We start from the raw sequence: 18,074 nt of genomic DNA, 5'->3' as shown, positions 1-18,074 counted from the left end.
CGATGAATTTTTCCCAATTCTTCATTTCACGGCCGATCTTCGCAGCGGTGCTGTCGCTGCTGATCCTGATCGCCGGTGCCATCTCGCTGTTCCAGTTGCCGATCAGCGAATACCCGGAAGTGGTTCCGCCGACCGTTGTGGTCCGTGCCAACTTCCCCGGCGCCAACCCTAAAGTCATCGGTGAAACCGTGGCCGCTCCTTTGGAGCAAGCCATTACTGGCGTCGAGAACATGCTGTACATGTCCTCGCAGTCCACCGCTGACGGCAAGATCACCCTGACCATCACCTTCGCCCTGGGCACCGACCTGGACAATGCGCAGGTGCAGGTGCAGAACCGCGTGACCCGGACCGAGCCCAAACTTCCCGAGGAAGTGACGCGCATCGGTATCACCGTCGACAAGGCTTCGCCCGACCTGACCATGGTTGTGCACTTGACCTCGCCGGACAAACGCTACGACATGCTCTACCTGTCCAACTACGCCTTGCTCAACATCAAGGATGAGTTGGCGCGCCTGGGCGGTGTCGGTGATGTGCAACTGTTCGGTATGGGCGATTACTCGCTGCGGGTGTGGCTCGATCCGAACAAGACTGCTTCGCGCAACCTGACCGCGACCGATGTAGTCACTGCGATTCGTGAACAGAACCGTCAAGTAGCGGCCGGTGCCCTGGGCGCTCCGCCTGCACCGAATGCCACCGCGTTCCAGCTGTCGGTCAACACGCAAGGCCGCCTGGTTTCCGAGGAAGAGTTTGAGAACATCATCATTCGCTCCGGCGAAAATGGTGAAATCACTCGCCTGAAAGACATCGCTCGCGTCGAACTCGGCTCCAGCCAGTACGCCCTGCGCTCCTTGCTGAACAACCAGCCGGCGGTAGCGATCCCGATCTTCCAGCGCCCTGGCTCCAACGCGATCCAGATCTCCAACGACGTTCGGGAGAAAATGACCGAGCTGAAGAAGAACTTCCCGGAAGGCATGGACTTCAGCATCGTCTATGACCCGACGATCTTCGTGCGCGGTTCCATCGAGGCGGTGGTTCATACCCTCTTCGAAGCACTGATCCTGGTTGTGCTCGTGGTGATCCTGTTCCTGCAAACCTGGCGCGCCTCGATCATCCCGTTGGTGGCGGTGCCGGTTTCGCTGATCGGTACGTTCGCGGTGATGCACCTGTTCGGCTTCTCGTTGAACGCCTTGTCGCTATTCGGGCTGGTACTGGCCATCGGTATCGTGGTCGACGATGCGATTGTGGTGGTGGAGAACGTCGAGCGAAACATCGGGCTCGGATTAACCCCTGTAGAAGCCACCAAGCGTGCGATGCGCGAAGTGACCGGTCCGATCATTGCGACAGCGCTGGTGCTGTGTGCGGTGTTTATCCCGGCGGCGTTCATCTCCGGGTTGACCGGGCAGTTCTATAAACAGTTCGCCCTGACGATTGCGATTTCGACCGTGATCTCGGCCTTCAACTCGCTGACCTTGTCGCCGGCACTCGCTGCCGTGTTGCTCAAGAGCCATGACGCGCCGAAAGACCGTTTCTCCAAGGTTCTGGACAAGATCTTCGGTGGCTGGTTGTTCCGTCCGTTCAACCGTTTCTTTGACAAGGCCAGCCATGGTTATGTCGGCACCGTGGGCCGGGTTATCCGCAGCAGCGGTATCGCCCTGTTGGTGTACGCCGGCCTGATGGTGCTGACGTTCTTCGGTTTCTCCAATACCCCGACCGGTTTCGTACCCGGCCAGGACAAGCAATACCTGGTGGCCTTCGCACAATTGCCGGATGCCGCGAGCCTGGACCGCACCGAAGACGTGATCAAGCGCATGTCCGACCTGGCCCTGAAACAGCCTGGCGTGGACAGCGCCGTGGCCTTCCCGGGTCTGTCGATCAACGGCTTCACCAACAGCCCTAACGCCGGCATCGTGTTCGTCACCCTGAAGCCTTTCGATGAACGCAAGGATCCGAGCATGTCCGCCGGTGCGATTGCCGGTGCATTGAACGGCCAGTACGCCGGGATTCAGGAAGCCTACATGGCGATCTTCCCGCCGCCGCCGGTACAAGGCCTGGGGACCATCGGTGGTTTCCGCCTGCAGATCGAAGACCGGGGCAACCTGGGCTATGACGAGCTGTACAAAGAAACCATGAACATCATCACCAAAAGCCACAGCGTGCCGGAACTGGCTGGCCTGTTCACCAGTTACACCGTGAACGTGCCGCAGGTCGATGCCGCCATCGACCGGGAAAAAGCCAAGACCCACGGCGTGGCCGTCAGCGACATCTTCGACACCCTGCAAATCTACCTGGGTTCGCTGTATGCCAACGACTTCAACCGCTTCGGTCGCACCTACCAGGTCAACGTTCAGGCTGAGCAACAGTTCCGCCTCGAGTCGGACCAGATCGGTCAGCTGAAAGTGCGTAACAACCGCGGCGAGATGATCCCGCTGGCGACCTTCATCAAGGTCAGCGACACCTCGGGCCCGGACCGCGTGATGCACTACAACGGCTTCATCACCGCTGAAATCAACGGTGCGGCAGCCCCCGGCTACAGCTCTGGCCAGGCCGAGAAAGCCATCGAGAAACTGCTCAAGGACGAATTGCCCAACGGCATGACCTACGAGTGGACCGACCTGACCTACCAGCAGATTCTGTCCGGCAACACGGCGCTGTTCGTGTTCCCGCTCTGCGTACTGCTGGCGTTCCTGGTGCTCGCGGCGCAGTACGAAAGCTGGAGCCTGCCACTGGCGGTGATCCTGATCGTACCGATGACCCTGCTGTCGGCGATTACCGGGGTGATTGCCTCGGGCGGCGACAACAACATCTTCACCCAGATCGGCTTGATCGTACTGGTGGGGCTTGCGTGCAAGAACGCAATTCTGATCGTCGAGTTTGCCAAGGATAAACAGGAAGAAGGCCTCGGCCCGCTGGCAGCGGTGCTGGAAGCTTGCCGTCTGCGTCTGCGGCCGATCCTGATGACCTCCTTCGCGTTCATCATGGGTGTTGTGCCCCTGGTCTTCTCCAGCGGTGCTGGTGCCGAAATGCGTCATGCCATGGGTGTGGCGGTGTTCTCCGGGATGCTCGGGGTGACCTTCTTCGGCCTGCTGCTGACACCGGTGTTCTACGTACTAATTCGCAACTTTGTTGAGCGCGGTGAAGCGCGTAAAGCGGCCAAGGCCCTGAAACTGGAGGCGCAACAATGAGCCTGAAAGCCTTCCTGCCGAGCCTTCTGGTGCTGGCCCTGAGTGCCTGTGCCGTCGGCCCGGACTACAAAACCCCAGCCACAGAGGCGGCCAATATCACGGCCGCCACCGATGGCAGCGCCGGCCAGAAGAACTTTGACCGCGCCCGATTCGAAGGCATCTGGTGGCAGCAGTTCGACGATCCGACCCTCAACCAGTTGGTGACGCAATCCTTGCAAGGCAACCGCGATTTGCGCGTGGCCTTCGCCCGCTGGAAAGCAGCCCGGGCGATTCGCGATGACGCCAGCAATGACGCCATGCCGACCATCACCAGCCGTGCGAGCAGTGATCTGGCCAAGGGGCAGATCCCCGGCCAGACCACCGACCGCGTCAGCAGTGAACGCTATGACCTGGGCCTGGACATGGCCTGGGAACTGGACTTGTTCGGTCGCATCCAGCGCAACCTGGAATCCAGCGACGCCGAACAGCAGGCGGCCGAAGCCGATCTTTACCAACTGCAAGTCAGCATGATTGCCGAACTGGTGGATGCCTATGGCCAACTGCGCGGTGCACAACTGCGGGAAAAGATCGCCCTGGCCAACCTGAACAATCAGCAGGCGTCGCGCAAGATCACCGAAAGCCTGCGTGACGCCGGTGTCGGCGATCAGCTGGACGTGGTTCGCGCCGATGCGCGCCTGGCCTCTGTCGAAGCCAGCGTGCCGCAACTGCAGGCCGAACAGGTTCGTCAGCGTAACCGCATCGCCACCCTGCTGGGTGAGCGTCCGGACAAGCTGACCGTCGATCTGAGCCCAAAAGACTTGCCGGCGATCGCCAAGGCCCTGCCCGTCGGGGATCCGGGCGAACTGCTGCAACGGCGCCCGGACATCCGCAGCGCCGAACGCAAACTGGCGGCCGCCACCGCCCGCATTGGCGTGGCCAAGGCTGATTTGTTCCCACGGGTCAGCCTCAGCGGCTTCCTCGGCTTCACTGCCGGGCGCGGTTCGCAGATCGGCTCGTCAGCCGCCAACGCTTGGGCCCTGGGCCCAAGCATCACCTGGGCAGCGTTCGATCTGGGCAGCGTGCGCGCCCGTTTGCGCGGTGCCGACGCTGAAGCCGAAGGCGCCCTGGCGACTTACGAGCAGCAAGTATTGTTGGCATTGGAAGAGTCGGAAAACGCCTTCAGCGATTACGGCAAACGTCAGCAGCGCCTGATCTCGCTGATTCGTCAAAGCGAATCAAGCCGCGCCGCCGCGGACCTGGCCGACATTCGCTACCGCGAAGGCACTGTGGACTTCCTCGTGTTGCTCGATGCTCAGCGTGAGCGCCTGGCCGCCGAAGACACCCAGGCTCAGGCCGAAGTCGATTTGTATCGCGGCATTGTCGCAATCTACAAAGCCCTCGGCGGTGGCTGGCAACCAGAGACAGTCGCCAGCAAGTAATGTTTTAACGAGCTCCTTTGGTTGGCCGCAACCAACCAACTCCTTGCCCCGCGCCTCATTCGGTCGCGGGGCTTTTTTTGTCTGCGCATGGTGCTGGAGTCACCACAACCCCTGTGGGAGCGGGCTTACACCGCGAAGAGGCCGGTACATCCGACAGATATTCTGTGGCTGACATACCGCATTCGCGGGCAAGCCCGCTCCCACAGGGATTTGGGGGTATCAGGAATAATCAGCTACCCCAAGGCTCAAATCGCGAAAACCTCACTCGTGGTTTGACTCACAGCCCCTCCTGACCGAAGCTGATGGCTTTGCAAAAACCTGCCAGCTCCCGGATTCCTGCATGCCTCAGTCCCGCCGCTACTTGCTCATCAGTCTCTGCGCATTGCTTGCCCTCGCCCTCGCCTGGTTTTTCCTGCGCAGCACGACGCCTGTGGTACCGGCGGCGATCAAGCATGGTTACAGCGAAGCGCTGGCCCAGGCACGCGCGGGCCAGCCGGGGGCGGCGCGGGTGCTTTACCAACAATTGGGCCGTCCTGACCTGTCGGCCAAGCGCCGCGTCTGGCTGCATGCCGAACTGCCCAACTATCCAAGCCCGCAAGCCCTGAAACTGGCGGATGCGGACCTGCAACATCCATCGGCGGATGTGCGTATCGCGGCAATCAAAAGCATCAGCGGGCTGGTGCCCAATGGGCAGCGCAGTCTGTTGCTGGGGCCCTTGCTCGATGACAGCGAGCCCAGCGTCCGATTTGCAGCGGTCAATGCCTTATTGGGTCTGACGCCGGATGAGCTGGGGTTGTATTTCGGCCCCTTGGAGCAAGCCATCGATGCCTGGGAGCAGCTCCTCAAGCGTCAGCCGGAAAGCGCCGAAACCCAATATCAACTGGCGCGCCTGCACCTGCACAATGCAGAGCTGAAGGACGCGCAGCAGGCATTGGAGCGTACGTTGCAACTGGCGCCCGGCAATCTGCCGGCACTGGTGATGCAGATCGAAGTGCTGGATAAACAGGGCCAAAGCGATGCCGCCAGGCAATTGTTGGCGAAGCAGTTAAAGGCCCAGCCCGATTCGGCCTACCTGCAACATGCGTTGGGACTCTGGTTGCTGCATCACGGGCAAAGTGAGTTCGCGCTCCTCGGGCTGTCCAAAGCCGTGGAGCTTGAGCCGGACAACAAGGATTACCGCTACGACCTGGCCACCACGCTGCATGGTGAGCAAGAGCTGGAAGCGGCGCAGAACCAACTGCAGGAAATCGTCCAGCGCCACCCGGCCGATCGCAAGGCGCGTGTGTTACTGATCAACTACTGGAAGGAAAGCGGACAGTTGCAGAACGTGCAAATCCTGCTGGCCCAGCTGGAACAGCTCAATCCGGATGATCCGGCGTTGCAGCAAGGGTTATAAACGATCGTTTCTGTAGCAGCTGCCGAAGGTTGCGTTCGAGTGCGTAGCACTCGCCATCGATTGACCGGCGGGCGCTTCACCCCCCGGACGCTGGCCTTCGACAGCTGCTACACCGGAGCTGTCCTTTCAGGAGAGCATGTCCTGCATGATCTGTTGCAACACATCCAGATCGAACGGCTTGGCCAGGATCGGCGCCTTGCGAGCGATCGGGCTGTCGGTCTCGCGAATTTCCTGCGGGTAACCGCTGATGAAGATCACCTTGAGCTCGGGTCGCAATTTCACCGCAGGTTCGGCGATCTGTACGCCAGAAATCCCGCCTGGCAGGCGGAAGTCGGTGATCATCATGTCCAGGTGCGGTTTACTCGCCAGAATTTCAAAGGCCTGCTCGCCGTTTTCGGCTTGCAGCACCCGGTAACCCTCACCCGACAAATAAGCGGACAACACCATCAGTATCGAAGGGTCGTCCTCGACGATCAGTACCACGTCTTGCGCATCTTCACTCATGGAAAGCCTTTGTTCGATCAATAGCTGCTGATACGACCGTGCGGTCACTCAGAGGTTGCGTTTATCCGGTTGTTTCCTGCAACGGCAGACAAGCGCGAAACAAGGCGCCTTCGCCAATCCGGCTCTCGACGGTGATGGAGCCACCATGGGCGGCGACAATCTGCTCCGAAATAAACAGCCCCAGGCCCAGCCCCGCTACAACGGCCTTGGCTGAAACCCGCTCGAATTGCTGAAAAATGCGCTGCTGATTCTCTTCACTGATCCCGATACCGCGATCCTGGACTTCAACCAGCGCTTGCCCGTCCTGATTGTACACGCGTATGTCGATCGGGCTCTTGGCGCCATAACGCAAGGCATTAGTCAGGAAATTGGAAATCACTTGCTCGATACGGAATTCGTCCCAATTACCCACCACAGGCTGGTCGGCCGTCAAGGTGACCGATGACTCAGCGGCCTCAATCTGCGGTGCGAAATTTTGCAGAAGGTTGGTCACCAGTTGCACCAGGTCAAACCGACTGGGGCGGATCGACAGCTTGCCGGTGCGGATCCGCGAGATATCGAGCATGTCTTCGATCAGGCGGATCAGGCTTTTGATCTGCCGTTCGTCGCGGTCGACCATGGCGTGCATCTTGTCCAGGGTGAACGCCGCGGCGTTACCCCTGGCCAGGTGCATTTTACGCAACTGGGTTTCGAGAATCAGGCCATTGAGCGGTGTACGGACTTCGTGGGCAACGACGGACATGAAGTCATCACGCATGCGCACCGCTTGCTCCAGCTCATTCTGGGTGTTCTGCAACTGCTTGAGCAGCGCCTCCTGCTCACGGCGACTTTGCTCCAGGGCTTCGACCTGCTGTTTCATTGCCTTGCTCTGGCGATACAGGTCGACGAAGACATTGACCTTGCTCTTGACCGCATGAATATCCAGCGGTTTGTGCAGGAAGTCCACGGCACCACTTTCGTAGCCTTTGAACGCGTAATTCCGTTCGCGCCCGGCGGCACTGACGAACACAATCGGGATGTTTTTGGTTTTTTCCGTGCCGCGCATCAACTCGGCCAGCTCGAAGCCGTTCATGCCCGGCATCTGCACGTCGAGGATGGCCATGGCGAATTCGTGTTGCAACAACAGCGACAACGCTTCGTCGGCCGACAAGGCCTTGTAGACGATGCGGTCCGCACGCCTGATCAATGCCTCGAGGGCCAGAAGGTTCTCCGGCAGATCGTCGACGATCAGCAATTTGGCCTGGATATTACTTAGCATGCGATTCGTTCCAGTTCGACAAGCAGACGGCCGATGCCGCTTACAGGAAGAATGTAATCCGGACGATGAGTACCTAGCGCCGCCAGGGGCATCGTCGCGACCTGAGCTTCGTCCGGGTCCTGCACGATGGTCATCCCGCCACGACGCTTGACCTGGACCAGGCCGCAGGCGCCATCACGGTTGGCACCGGTCAACAACACCGCCGCCAGCGTTGCACCGTAAGTATCGGCGGCGGATTCGAACAGGTAATCGATGGCCGGACGCGAATGATGCACAGGGTCTTCCAGGCTGATGCTCAGCAACGCGTCGACACCGCCGGCCGAGGCGCCGATCACGATAGCCTCTACAGAAGGCAAACCTGCACTGTTCATGATTTACGGTAGATCCGTTCTTGTTTGACCAACGGTTCAAACTGATTGCCGTAGGCCGAAAATTCCAGGGTTTCCTTACTGCCCAGTGCCAGAAAACCACGATGACAAAGCGACTCGTGAAACAAGCCGAAGGCACGATCCTGAAGTTCTTTGTTGAAATAAATCAAAACATTACGACACGAAATTAATTGGGTTTCCGAGAACACGCTGTCGGTGGCCAGGCTGTGATCGGCGAAGGTCACGTTGTCGCACAGGCTCTTGTCGAAAATGGCGTAGCCATAGGCCGCCGTGTAGTAATCGGCGAACGAACGCTGACCGCCGGCCTGTTGGTAGTTGTGAGTGTAGGCCCGGACATTCGCCATGGAGAAAATTCCCTGCCTGGCTTTATCCAGCGAGCGCGGGTTGATATCGGTTGCATAAATGATAGTGCGATCGAGCAGCCCTTCTTCGCGCAGCAGAATCGCCATTGAATAGACCTCTTCACCGGTGCTGCAACCGGCGATCCAGACCTTGATCGACGGATAGGTCTTGAGCAGTGGCACCACTTCCTGACGCAGTGCCAGGAAGTGTGAAGGGTCGCGAAACATCTCGCTGACCGGGATCGTCAGCAATTGCAGCAGTTGCATGAACGCGGTCGGATCATGCAAGACCTTCTCTTGCAGCGCCGAGATGGTATTGCACTCGAATTGGCTCAACGCATGATTGACCCGGCGCTTGATCGAAGCACCGGAGTAATCGCGAAAATCGTAGCTGTACTTGAGGTAGATCGCCTCGATCAACAAGCGCAACTCGATTTCGGTATTGCGCTCCACTAGAGGCGTTCCATCTTCGGCAACCACACACGAATCAGCGAGAACAGTCGATCCAGGTCGATGGGCTTGGCCAGGTAATCGTTGGCGCCGGCTTGCAAGCAGCGCTCCTGATCGTCCTTCATGGCCTTGGCCGTCACCGCAATGATCGGCAGCTTGCGCCAGCGCGGGTCCTTACGGATTTCAATGGTGGCTTCGAAGCCATCCATCTCCGGCATCATCACGTCCATCAGCACCAGGTCGATGTCCTCGACTTCATTCAATTTCTCGATCGCTTCACGACCGTTGCGGCCAATGACCACGAAGGCGCCCTTTTGCTCCAGCGCACTGGTGAGGGCGAAGATGTTGCGCACATCGTCGTCCACCAGCAGCACTTTGCGCCCCTCGAAGACCTTGTCGCGGCTGCGGGCAGTCTTGAGCATCGTCTGGCGTTCATGGGACAACCGGGATTCGACTTTATGCAGAAAGAGTGTCACTTCATCCAGCAACCGCTCGGGCGAACGCGCGCCCTTGATGATGATCGAGCGCGAATACCTGCGCAGCTCGGCCTCTTCATCCCGGGTCAGGTTACGCGCGGTATAGACGATCACCGGCGGGAACGAGCAGATCTCCTCGGTGGACATGCGTTTGAGCAAATCGTTGCCGAGCATGTCCGGCAGCTTCAGGTCGATGATCATGCAGTCGAAAATCGTGGTGCGCAGCAAGTCGAGTGCATCCTGCGCCAAGCCCACGGCGGTGATTTCGATGTCCTCGTCGCCGATCAGGCGGGCAATGCTGTCGCGCTGCACATCGTCGTCTTCGACCAGCAATATGCGTTTGACCTTCTGAGTCAGCTTGGCCTCGAGGCGGGCAAACACATCCTTGAGTTCCTCGCGGGTGGTCGGCTTGATCGCATAACCGATGGCGCCCATGTACATGGCAGTCTCGACACGGTCTTCGACCGAAATCACGTGAACCGGAATATGCCGGGTTTCGGCATGTTCTTTCAGACGCTGCAATACCGTCAGCCCGGAATGATCCGGCAGGCGCATGTCCAGCAGGATCGCATCGGGGATGAACTGACTGGCCAAGTCGTAGCCTTCGTCGGCACCGTGGGCCACCAGGCACTGATAACCCAATTCATGTGCCAGATCGTAGAGAATGTGCGCAAAGTTCGGCTCATCCTCCACCACCAGGATGCAGCGAGAGCCAAACGGCGCCTTGTTGCGGTCATCGTCGAAACGCGGAATGTCGACGTCGGTAATCAACGGTGCAGACGCAGTAAGCACGGCGCTTTTCGACATGACAACCGGCGTCGCAACCGGTGTTGCTTTCATCGTCTCGACAGGCTCGTCGCCCGGTTCAACGTAGTGCTGCGGCAACATCAGGGTGAACACACTGCCCTGCCCAGGCTCGCTGGTTACGTTGATGGAACCGCCCAATAACGCGGCCAGATCACGAGAAATCGACAGGCCCAGGCCGGTGCCACCATAACGACGATTGGTGGTGCCATCGGCCTGACGAAAGGCTTCGAAAATGCTTTCCTGATGATCCCGTGCAATGCCGATCCCGGAATCGCGGATGATAAAAGCGATTCCATCGCCCGGCTGAGCGGCGACGCTCAGGACGACGGTACCCTTTTCGGTGAACTTCACCGCGTTGGACAGCAGGTTCTTGATGACTTGCTCCAGGCGCTGGCGGTCGGTGAACAACATCAGCGGCGCATCGGCCTGCAATTGGACCTGGAAATCCAGTTTCTTGTCCGCGGCCAACGGCTGGAACATGCCACGCAGACCTTCCACCAGACGCGCGACACTGGTGTTCTCTGGACGCACCTCAAGCTTGCCGGCCTCGACCTTGGAAATGTCGAGAATGTCATTGATCAGGTTGAGCAAGTCGTTGCCGGCGGAGTAAATCGACTCGGCGAACTTGACCTGTTCGGCGCTGAGGTTTTCCTGCGGGTTTTCCGCCAACAGCTTGGCCAGAATCAACGAACTGTTCAGCGGCGTACGCAACTCGTGGGACATGTTCGCGAGAAATTCGGACTTGTACTTGCTGGAGCGCTGCAACTCTTCGGCACGCGCCTGGAGCTCAACCTGGGCCTGATTCAGTTCAGTGTTCTTCAGGTCCATGGCGTCACGTTGCTCGGCCAGAATCTGCGCCTGTTCGGCGAGTTGTTCGTTGGTTTGCTCCAACGCGACCTGTTGGGTTTCCAGATGCGCCTGGGACTCCTTGAGAACCCTCGACTGCTCTTCCAGCTCCTCGTTGGCGGTTTTGAGTTCTTCTTGCTGAACTTGCAGCTCTTCATTGAGTTGCTGGGTTTCGGCCAGCACTTCCTGTAAGCGTTGACGATAGCGAGCGGCCTCGATCGAGGTGCCGATGTTGCCGGCAATCAGCTCGAGCAATTCAACATCGCGGTCAGACAGGGGGCGCAGGAAGCCCAGCTCGATCACACCGTTAACCCGATCGTCGTCGCTGGCCGGCACCACCAGCACGCTATGCGGCAGGCCTTCGCCAAGACCGGAGCTGACTTTGAAGTAGTCGCCTGGCACGTCATCAAGACGAATCGAGCGCGCCTGTTGCGCCACCTGACCGACAATCCCTTCGCCACTGTAAATCTGCTGTTCAAGCGCTTCCTGTTCCCGGGAGAAACCGTAAGACGCGACGCGATTGAGGCCGCCATGATCTTCACGGACATAGATCGCTGCGACGGCGCTGCCCAGATATTGCGCGCAGAACTGCAGGATGTTGCGCCCCAATAGATTGAGGGATAACTGCCCCTGGACTTGCTCTGCCAGTTCGGTCTGCCCGTTGCGCAACCAGGCTTGCTGTTCCAGACGCTCGGCGCTGGCCTGCTGCGCTGCCAACGTGGCGCCGTAGCTCTCAGACAGATTGACCAGATCACGACGACCGATGTAGGCCAGCAGCCCGCTGATACCGGCCACAAACAACAGATAAAGGGCAATGCTCCAGATCGTGGTGCGGCGCACTTCCTCATTGCGTGCAGCATGCAACTGCTGCTCCATGCCGATAACGTCTTCGAATTGCTTGCGGATCTCGTCGGTCAGCCGTTTGCCGCGCCCGACCTTGACGGCGCCGCGGTAGTCACCACTCGCACGTTGCAAATCGATCATCGATTGCGCGTAATGGGCCCACTCTGTCTGCAAGGCCTGGAGCCGGTGCAGGCGGTCGGTCTGAACCGGGTTGTCGGCGGTCAATTCGAGCAAGGTATTGAGGGCGACCGCTATTCGCGGCTTGGCCGTCTCATAGGGCTCAAGAAAATGTTCGTCGCCACTGAGCAGGAAACCGCGCATTCCGGTTTCCAGATCGACGGTCAACTTTATCGCCTCATTGGCATTATTGATCACCCGGTCCGTGTGCTGGACCCACTGGATCACCGACATCAGATAGGTGATCAGCGAAACGAAGAAAAACGCGCTGATAACACCGACACCCAACGGCAGGCTGACGTTGCGGCTCAGGAGTTTACGAAATCGTTGCTCATCAACCGAAGACGCAGAGGTCATGGGGTAGCCTTGTCGAACTGTTGAAAACCATCGAGTCTGCCCCAAAACTGCCGCGCTGATCCAATTTTCTGACATGTTTTGCGGCAAAACCCTGCATTTGGCTGCTCTGGGACAAAGGAGCAGTTATTCTCTGTGGCTCTTGTGCGGCTATTGTTTTTGTAGCGCGTCGGGAACTTGTCGTGATTCGTCACTTTTTCATGCAAAAGCCCGGCGATTTTGATCGACGCCATCGCAAATTCAACCTTTGAGAGCCCCACTATGTCCGCCAATGCCTCCACCATTCTAGTCGTCGAAGACGATGCCATCGTGTGCATGTTAATCGTCGATGTGCTGGAGGAACTGCAATTCAGGGTGTTGGAAGCGGACGGCAGCGAGCAGGCGCTGGAGATTCTCAAGGATGCGGATCAGCACATTGATCTGATGATGACCGATGTAGGTTTGCCGGGTATGGATGGTCGTGAGCTGGCCACTGAAGCACGCAAACTGCGCCCCGCTCTGCCGATCCTGTTTGCCAGTGGATACTCCGAAAACCTTGATGTGCCCACCGACATGCACAGCATTGGGAAACCGTTTTCGATTGATCAGTTGCGGGACAAAGTAAAGAGCATTATCAAATAGATATATCGACAATCAAACCCCTTCAAATGGCAATGAAGGGGTCGCCTTCCATAGACAAAATCTCAATATAACAACTCATACTTTCCAACATCAGAAAAATACACTTACACAGCCACTCTTGATAAACGCAAGACAACAAAAGAGGATCTCTCAAACATTAAACCCAAAACAAATGGATTTACCATGACCCACAAACATGCAAACTCTCCCACTCAAAGATACTTGTCCAGACCTGCTCCCTATACCGCCACTCAAGACAACCACTTTCAAAGTGACAACAATGAGCAAAGGGAAGTTATATTTAAACTAAAGCAGCGTGGAGAAAACTTTGACCCGTCGCAAGCCATCACGCTGGAAGGCGCCGCCATCTCCCTGGAGTCCGGGTCGACGCTTGAAGACGCTCTGCAACCCGGCAGGAAACTGCTGCAAAGAATGTCCGAACAAAACGCTTTCAAAAAACTAATGGTCACCCTCAAACTTCCCGAGCACTCACTGTTCGAAGTAACTTCCGAAGGCGAAATAAACGCAAGGTACTCAGGCAAAACACTTGGCTTTGCGAACGCATTCAAACTTGCACCGGACCTGAAAGATGATCTTCATGCATTGGTTGAAATGGCGCAATTGACCGGTGGCGTCATCTCTCTCGCTGACCACGTCGAGTTAGCGCAATGGCTGAAATTCCATGGTTACATCATTCCCCGAACCGCTACCGAAGGTTCCAGGCTGACAGCATTCATGGAACTGAAGTCTCCAGTGAGTCCACCGTCTGGTAACTATTGGGAAATGATCAAGGCAGAGGGAGACAATTCAGTCACTCTTTCTGCAGTTCAACGCAGTGAGTTCCGCAAACTCATCAGCAGTTACATCAAGGATCAGTCGTTACTTGAGCATCTGGTAAATAGCATTTTGGGCGGGCGGTCTACCCCCTTCAAACGCTCGGAGGCTGAGGACGTTCTTGAAAAACTTGTTTCCAGTCCCATCGCTTTTGACTGGGCCAACGCTTACGTGCGGGATCTGGGCTGGTATGGAGCGCAAGAAAACCAACCCCAACCAGAGGAGTCGCTCAAGCAAATGATGCTGACTTCGCTCTTGCTCAATCTTCATCCTGGAGCCGGCGAGCAAGAGCCTCGCAATCATGTGGCAGGTTTCAACTTATATGCTGTCGAGCACATGGAGAAATCCTTCGCCGATATTCAAACGGAATTCGAAAGGCACCTGATCGAGTACCACCGGATTACCGAAAAAAATGCGGCACTGGCCGCTCACCTGTTGCTGGCAGAGGCCGCACCGGAATTTCTGGTAAGAGACCTGCCTCCCACCCTGTTATTGGGCACGCCGCAATGGGTCGAATTTTGCCGGATCGTCGCGGTGCAGGAAATCATTGCGCCGGGATCGACGCGCTCGATGACGTGTGCGCAGCTACAACAACTGTCGAAGTTTGACGGGGTCTGCGAGTCGCGAAAGACGCTCGACGCTCTGGCTGCCGTGGATCCTGTGATTGATTGGGCATTGCTTAACAAAATCGTCACGCCGGATGAGGTAGAGAAGTCGATCACAGACTCGCTTGAAGTGGCATTGGCCGCGTACGCCCGACATGCAAAGACGCTTGCCGAAACGGCCGAAACATTGTTTCGCCCTCTGCCAACTCGCAAAAGCATCTCACTGGACATCCTCAAGCAGGTCGCCAAGGGATGCACCTATCTTGAAAACGACGTCCTTCACCAAACGAAAAATCGACCGATTGAGGACGCTTACGACCCGTTTCCCATATCGCCTGTAGAACTGCATATGTCCAATGATCTGGCGACCGGTGACTGGGATCTGAAGAAGGGCGAAAGCATTTACAAAGCGTTTCCCCAAATGCTCTCCAACCTGATTGCGCCTGATGGTGAGTTCTACCGTCAGTTCAATCACGCCTATGTGACTCATGTACAAGCAATGAACATGCATGTGAAGCAGGCGTTTTCATCAATGCCATTGCCTGATCGGACACGCCTGCTAAAAGGCAAGGTGACGATGTTCACCGTAAGACCGTCAGTCGCGAAACTCCACTCGATCACCAGCCTTCCCTCGAATCCCATAGCGTCGACCATTGACACGATCCTGAAAGTGACCCAGCGCAAACCGACGGAAAGTCATCAGGAAATAGATGAGGCAAAGGGTCGCTACGGTGTAGTCATCTGTTCACACTTCGAAGGCCGAGTGACGTGTTACGAATTATTCACCTTGCACGGAACCTGTCGCGAAAACACCAGGCTGGCAACGCTTATCCAAGAGGAAGACCTTTTAAGCACAACCGTTCGCAGCAGTGAGAAAAACTACTCTCCTCCTGCGAAGGTGCTTCAGCTGCCCACGAACATCGAGTGTTATACCCATGGGGTCACGCCCGGCCTCGTCAACGTCAGTCCTGGTGTGATCGAAAAAATCGGTGAATTGTCAGCGTCTCCACTGGCGCCAGAAATCAACGGTTATTACCAGAGTTTCTATTCGACAGAGTTCGACCCATTGGTGAACTTCGTACTCAAGCACAGACCCGTCGCGACCTACGATGAATTGGTGAAAGAATGCTGGGGACAGACCAGGCTGGAGGCATTGCGCGCAAAACGGGAAAAGGATCTGGATACGTTTCTCAACGTTGTCGTGCCCTTCAAATCCTGTATCGAAGACCTGAGCTCAGACGATCTGGATCGACAATTCCAAGGGTTGGCGGCCTGTACTTTAGAAGTCGCGATGACCGTTTTGTTAGTCGTCGGAGCCGTCGCTCGGATTGCCAGTCTTTCCGCCAAGAGCATGAGCCTTGCTACCAAAGCCAGCGCAATGGCAACCACGGGCCTTGGATTAGTGAGCAGCCTGTTCAATCCGCTGGACGGAGCATCCGACTTGCTTTTGCATGGCGCAAAGCTGTTGCGCAAAGGGTGGCGAAACAGTGTGGCCGCACTGGATAACGCGATTGTCGATGCGCGCAAATGGTCGGGCGTAACGCCACACCGCCAACTGGCCGCAACTGTCGACCCTGACACTATTCGCCTGGGAACCTGCCGTCCCGCGCAAACTTCCCAGGATGTCTTCCAGGTATGGGGTATACGCCGCAATGACGAATGGTACGCGCTGAACCGCTTGGGCGAACCTTGGGGAGCCAAACTGGAAAATTTCAATTACAAATTCAAACTGCCTACCCTGCCGTGGCACAGGATCATGCCCAAAAGCTACACCCAGCGTTACCTAAAGAAAGCTATTCCCGCCGCCAAAGCCAAACTGGACAGTGCCATCCATTTGTTAGCCGATGTAGAGTTCGACAACGAAGTTCGCAAGGTTCTCAAATATGTGTTTGGGACGGGATCCGACGAAGCTGCTCAACATATCGGGCTAAAACTGCGAGCAATGCGCAAGGATCTCGATGCCTTCACGCTCTCTAATGTGTCGTTCAGAAAAGCCGATGTCAGCGCGGTGGCAGCACTGAATGTGCCTGATTACAAGCAGTGGAAAAAGGCGGTAACTAATGGGACTGTACATAAAGAATCAATCAAGAAATTCATCAAGATTTACCCGGAACACCTGGATGATTTTTATCGCACAACCAAATACGATGAATCCAGAATTGCGGATGTTTTGATCCATGAGATGTCACATGGTGCCCCTGGCACACTCGATCTGTATTACGGAAAAACTCTGGATCGCGTTGAATTCGACGCTGCACCGTTAGTTGATCTCGCGCGTAACCCCCGCATGGTTGACCCGTCTTTTTCGAACCCTTACAGGACAGTGGACACGGAAAGCTTTACTCATCTGCATCAGTTTGAATCCATTCGCCCCAGTCTCCCGACTCTGGTTCAGAAGCATCCAGCTTTATACAACGCGGACTCTTATGAAGTAGCAGTTTCCTTGATTGACCAAATCAAATCCGATCCTGCTGGATTTGCCATAAATATGGCTACCATCGAGACTGCGCTAAACAACACCGCAGCCGACCAATTCCTGGGCACATTAGAAATCGATCTTGGCAGAGTATTGGATTGAGTTTTTGCTCTCGATACAAAGATCAATTAAATTGATTGACCGATAAAAAATGCCAGTCCCGCTCAGACTGGCATTTATGCATCTATCGATTTTTATCCAGAACAAAAGATCCAACAACCACCACGACAAATGCTCGCCATCGCAAAGTAAGATGTGAATCCTGACTATCCATGGATAATGAATAGTCTCTTGTCATTGGTTGCTTGAAAAATTCACACCGTCCCTGAGGAATCCCCACAAATCTACTCCAACGCCTGCGCCTGTTGACATACCTCGTCTCGCAACGCGTGCTCAAGCCTCTCCAAGATCTTTCGAGAGTTTGCGTCGCATCCGCTGCGCCAGTATTCCAAACCCAGTCGCCACAGCGACAACACCCACCGGCGTTTAAGGCTATTGCTTTGAAAGCGATGTTCATGACCCGCTTCGCGGGCCTGCAACCCCGTTAAACAAATGATGTAGTTGGCCAAAGCCGAGATCAGTAAAAGCACTTCGATTCGGCGCGGGCAATGACTCCGATGGCGAGTCACGCCAACTCCAAAGTGCTCGCTTTTTACATCCCTGAAGCCTTCTTCTATCTGCATACGCTGCTTGTAAATAGCCACGACTCTCAATGGGTTCCATTGATCCTCCGGCAGGTTACTGGCCAATAACCAGGGCTCTCGTTCACGATTGGCCGATTGCCTGCTGAGTTTGTTTTTGGCGATTGAACCGGTGACACGCTGGTGTTTGCGCCCCTTTGCCAAATGCCTGACCCAGTAAAATAATGAGCGCTCTGTTTGCAGATGTCGATTACCCAGCAACCGATCTACTCGTTTGATGGCGTGTTTGGGATATGCCTTGCCTGACATGAATCGGCCAAGTCCTGTCAGAGTCAGACGACGTCCTCGGAGTAATGCGCTGACACAGTACATTAACGTTTTCAGACGGCGAGAATGGACAGTGGGAAGTGCTTGGGTGAGCGCGCTGTGTAAGAATCGGATGGCCTGCATGGGATC

12 protein-coding genes are annotated in these 18,074 nt (G+C 56.5%); 5 read left to right on the top strand and 7 right to left on the bottom strand.

Annotated features, from left to right (window positions below):
- Positions 1 to 2: 2 nt before the first annotated feature.
- The 3 genes from ACA044_RS14305 (at position 3) to ACA044_RS14295 (ending at position 5,996) form a co-directional block, all read left to right on the top strand.
- Positions 3 to 3,182: an efflux RND transporter permease subunit gene (locus tag ACA044_RS14305; RefSeq protein WP_497446929.1), complete on the top strand. Its 3,180-nt coding sequence runs from the start codon at positions 3 to 5 to the stop codon at positions 3,180 to 3,182.
- Positions 3,179 to 4,600 carry an efflux transporter outer membrane subunit gene (locus ACA044_RS14300; RefSeq protein WP_497446928.1) on the top strand — a complete coding sequence of 474 codons (1,422 nt, stop codon included), beginning with the start codon at positions 3,179 to 3,181 and terminating at the stop codon, positions 4,598 to 4,600. The genes ACA044_RS14305 and ACA044_RS14300 overlap by 4 nt, the downstream gene beginning before the upstream one ends.
- A 340-nt stretch (positions 4,601 to 4,940) precedes the next feature.
- On the top strand, positions 4,941 to 5,996 hold the full coding sequence (locus tag ACA044_RS14295; RefSeq protein WP_497446927.1) for a tetratricopeptide repeat protein: 1,056 nt from the start codon (positions 4,941 to 4,943) through the stop codon (positions 5,994 to 5,996).
- 126 nt (positions 5,997 to 6,122) lie between these two features.
- Here the strand turns inward: ACA044_RS14295 and ACA044_RS14290 are convergent, their stop codons facing one another.
- From ACA044_RS14290 to ACA044_RS14265, 6 genes are all read right to left on the bottom strand, one after another.
- Positions 6,123 to 6,500, bottom strand: coding sequence for a response regulator (locus tag ACA044_RS14290; RefSeq protein WP_497446926.1), 378 nt, complete (start codon positions 6,498 to 6,500; stop codon positions 6,123 to 6,125).
- Between the two features lie 61 nt (positions 6,501 to 6,561).
- Entirely contained in the window at positions 6,562 to 7,758 is a 1,197-nt protein-coding gene (locus ACA044_RS14285; protein WP_497446925.1) for a hybrid sensor histidine kinase/response regulator, read from the bottom strand.
- Positions 7,752 to 8,129, bottom strand: a complete 378-nt coding sequence (locus tag ACA044_RS14280; protein WP_497446924.1) for a chemotaxis protein CheB — start codon at positions 8,127 to 8,129, stop codon at positions 7,752 to 7,754. Before ACA044_RS14280 ends, ACA044_RS14285 begins: the two co-directional genes overlap by 7 nt.
- Entirely contained in the window at positions 8,126 to 8,941 is an 816-nt protein-coding gene (locus ACA044_RS14275; RefSeq protein ID WP_497446923.1) for a CheR family methyltransferase, read from the bottom strand. The genes ACA044_RS14280 and ACA044_RS14275 overlap by 4 nt, the downstream gene beginning before the upstream one ends.
- Complete coding sequence (locus ACA044_RS14270) at positions 8,941 to 12,444, bottom strand: response regulator (RefSeq protein WP_497446922.1); 3,504 nt, start codon at positions 12,442 to 12,444, stop codon at positions 8,941 to 8,943. Before ACA044_RS14270 ends, ACA044_RS14275 begins: the two co-directional genes overlap by 1 nt.
- Positions 12,441 to 12,674 (bottom strand): hypothetical protein, encoded by a 234-nt coding sequence (locus tag ACA044_RS14265; RefSeq protein WP_497446921.1) that lies wholly within the window; start codon positions 12,672 to 12,674, stop codon positions 12,441 to 12,443. Before ACA044_RS14265 ends, ACA044_RS14270 begins: the two co-directional genes overlap by 4 nt.
- Positions 12,675 to 12,702: 28 nt before the next feature.
- On the opposite strand from ACA044_RS14265, the gene ACA044_RS14260 reads away from it, so the two are divergent.
- On the top strand, positions 12,703 to 13,062 hold the full coding sequence (locus ACA044_RS14260; protein WP_497446920.1) for a response regulator: 360 nt from the start codon (positions 12,703 to 12,705) through the stop codon (positions 13,060 to 13,062).
- 183 nt (positions 13,063 to 13,245) lie between these two features.
- The gene (locus ACA044_RS14255) at positions 13,246 to 17,079 is read left to right on the top strand and encodes a hypothetical protein (RefSeq protein ID WP_497446919.1); all 3,834 of its coding nucleotides are present in this window, start codon (positions 13,246 to 13,248) and stop codon (positions 17,077 to 17,079) included.
- Between the two features lie 242 nt (positions 17,080 to 17,321).
- On the opposite strand, the gene ACA044_RS14250 is transcribed toward ACA044_RS14255, so the two are convergent.
- Positions 17,322 to 18,068: a transposase gene (locus tag ACA044_RS14250; RefSeq protein WP_497446918.1), complete on the bottom strand. Its 747-nt coding sequence runs from the start codon at positions 18,066 to 18,068 to the stop codon at positions 17,322 to 17,324.
- Positions 18,069 to 18,074: the final 6 nt, after the last annotated feature.

The sequence above is a fragment of the Pseudomonas sp. LBUM1673 genome (assembly GCF_059695645.1).
This window is presented reverse-complemented; position numbering and strand designations above follow the sequence as displayed.

Coding starts and splice junctions, on each gene's coding strand:
- ACA044_RS14305 (WP_497446929.1), top strand. CDS start 3: ATGAATTTTTCCCAATTCTTCATTTCACGGCCGATCTTCGCAGCGGTG.
- ACA044_RS14300 (WP_497446928.1), top strand. CDS start 3,179: ATGAGCCTGAAAGCCTTCCTGCCGAGCCTTCTGGTGCTGGCCCTGAGT.
- ACA044_RS14295 (WP_497446927.1), top strand. CDS start 4,941: ATGCCTCAGTCCCGCCGCTACTTGCTCATCAGTCTCTGCGCATTGCTT.
- ACA044_RS14290 (WP_497446926.1), bottom strand. CDS start 6,500: ATGAGTGAAGATGCGCAAGACGTGGTACTGATCGTCGAGGACGACCCT.
- ACA044_RS14285 (WP_497446925.1), bottom strand. CDS start 7,758: ATGCTAAGTAATATCCAGGCCAAATTGCTGATCGTCGACGATCTGCCG.
- ACA044_RS14280 (WP_497446924.1), bottom strand. CDS start 8,129: ATGAACAGTGCAGGTTTGCCTTCTGTAGAGGCTATCGTGATCGGCGCC.
- ACA044_RS14270 (WP_497446922.1), bottom strand. CDS start 12,444: ATGACCTCTGCGTCTTCGGTTGATGAGCAACGATTTCGTAAACTCCTG.
- ACA044_RS14265 (WP_497446921.1), bottom strand. CDS start 12,674: ATGGCGTCGATCAAAATCGCCGGGCTTTTGCATGAAAAAGTGACGAAT.
- ACA044_RS14260 (WP_497446920.1), top strand. CDS start 12,703: ATGTCCGCCAATGCCTCCACCATTCTAGTCGTCGAAGACGATGCCATC.
- ACA044_RS14255 (WP_497446919.1), top strand. CDS start 13,246: ATGACCCACAAACATGCAAACTCTCCCACTCAAAGATACTTGTCCAGA.
- ACA044_RS14250 (WP_497446918.1), bottom strand. CDS start 18,068: ATGCAGGCCATCCGATTCTTACACAGCGCGCTCACCCAAGCACTTCCC.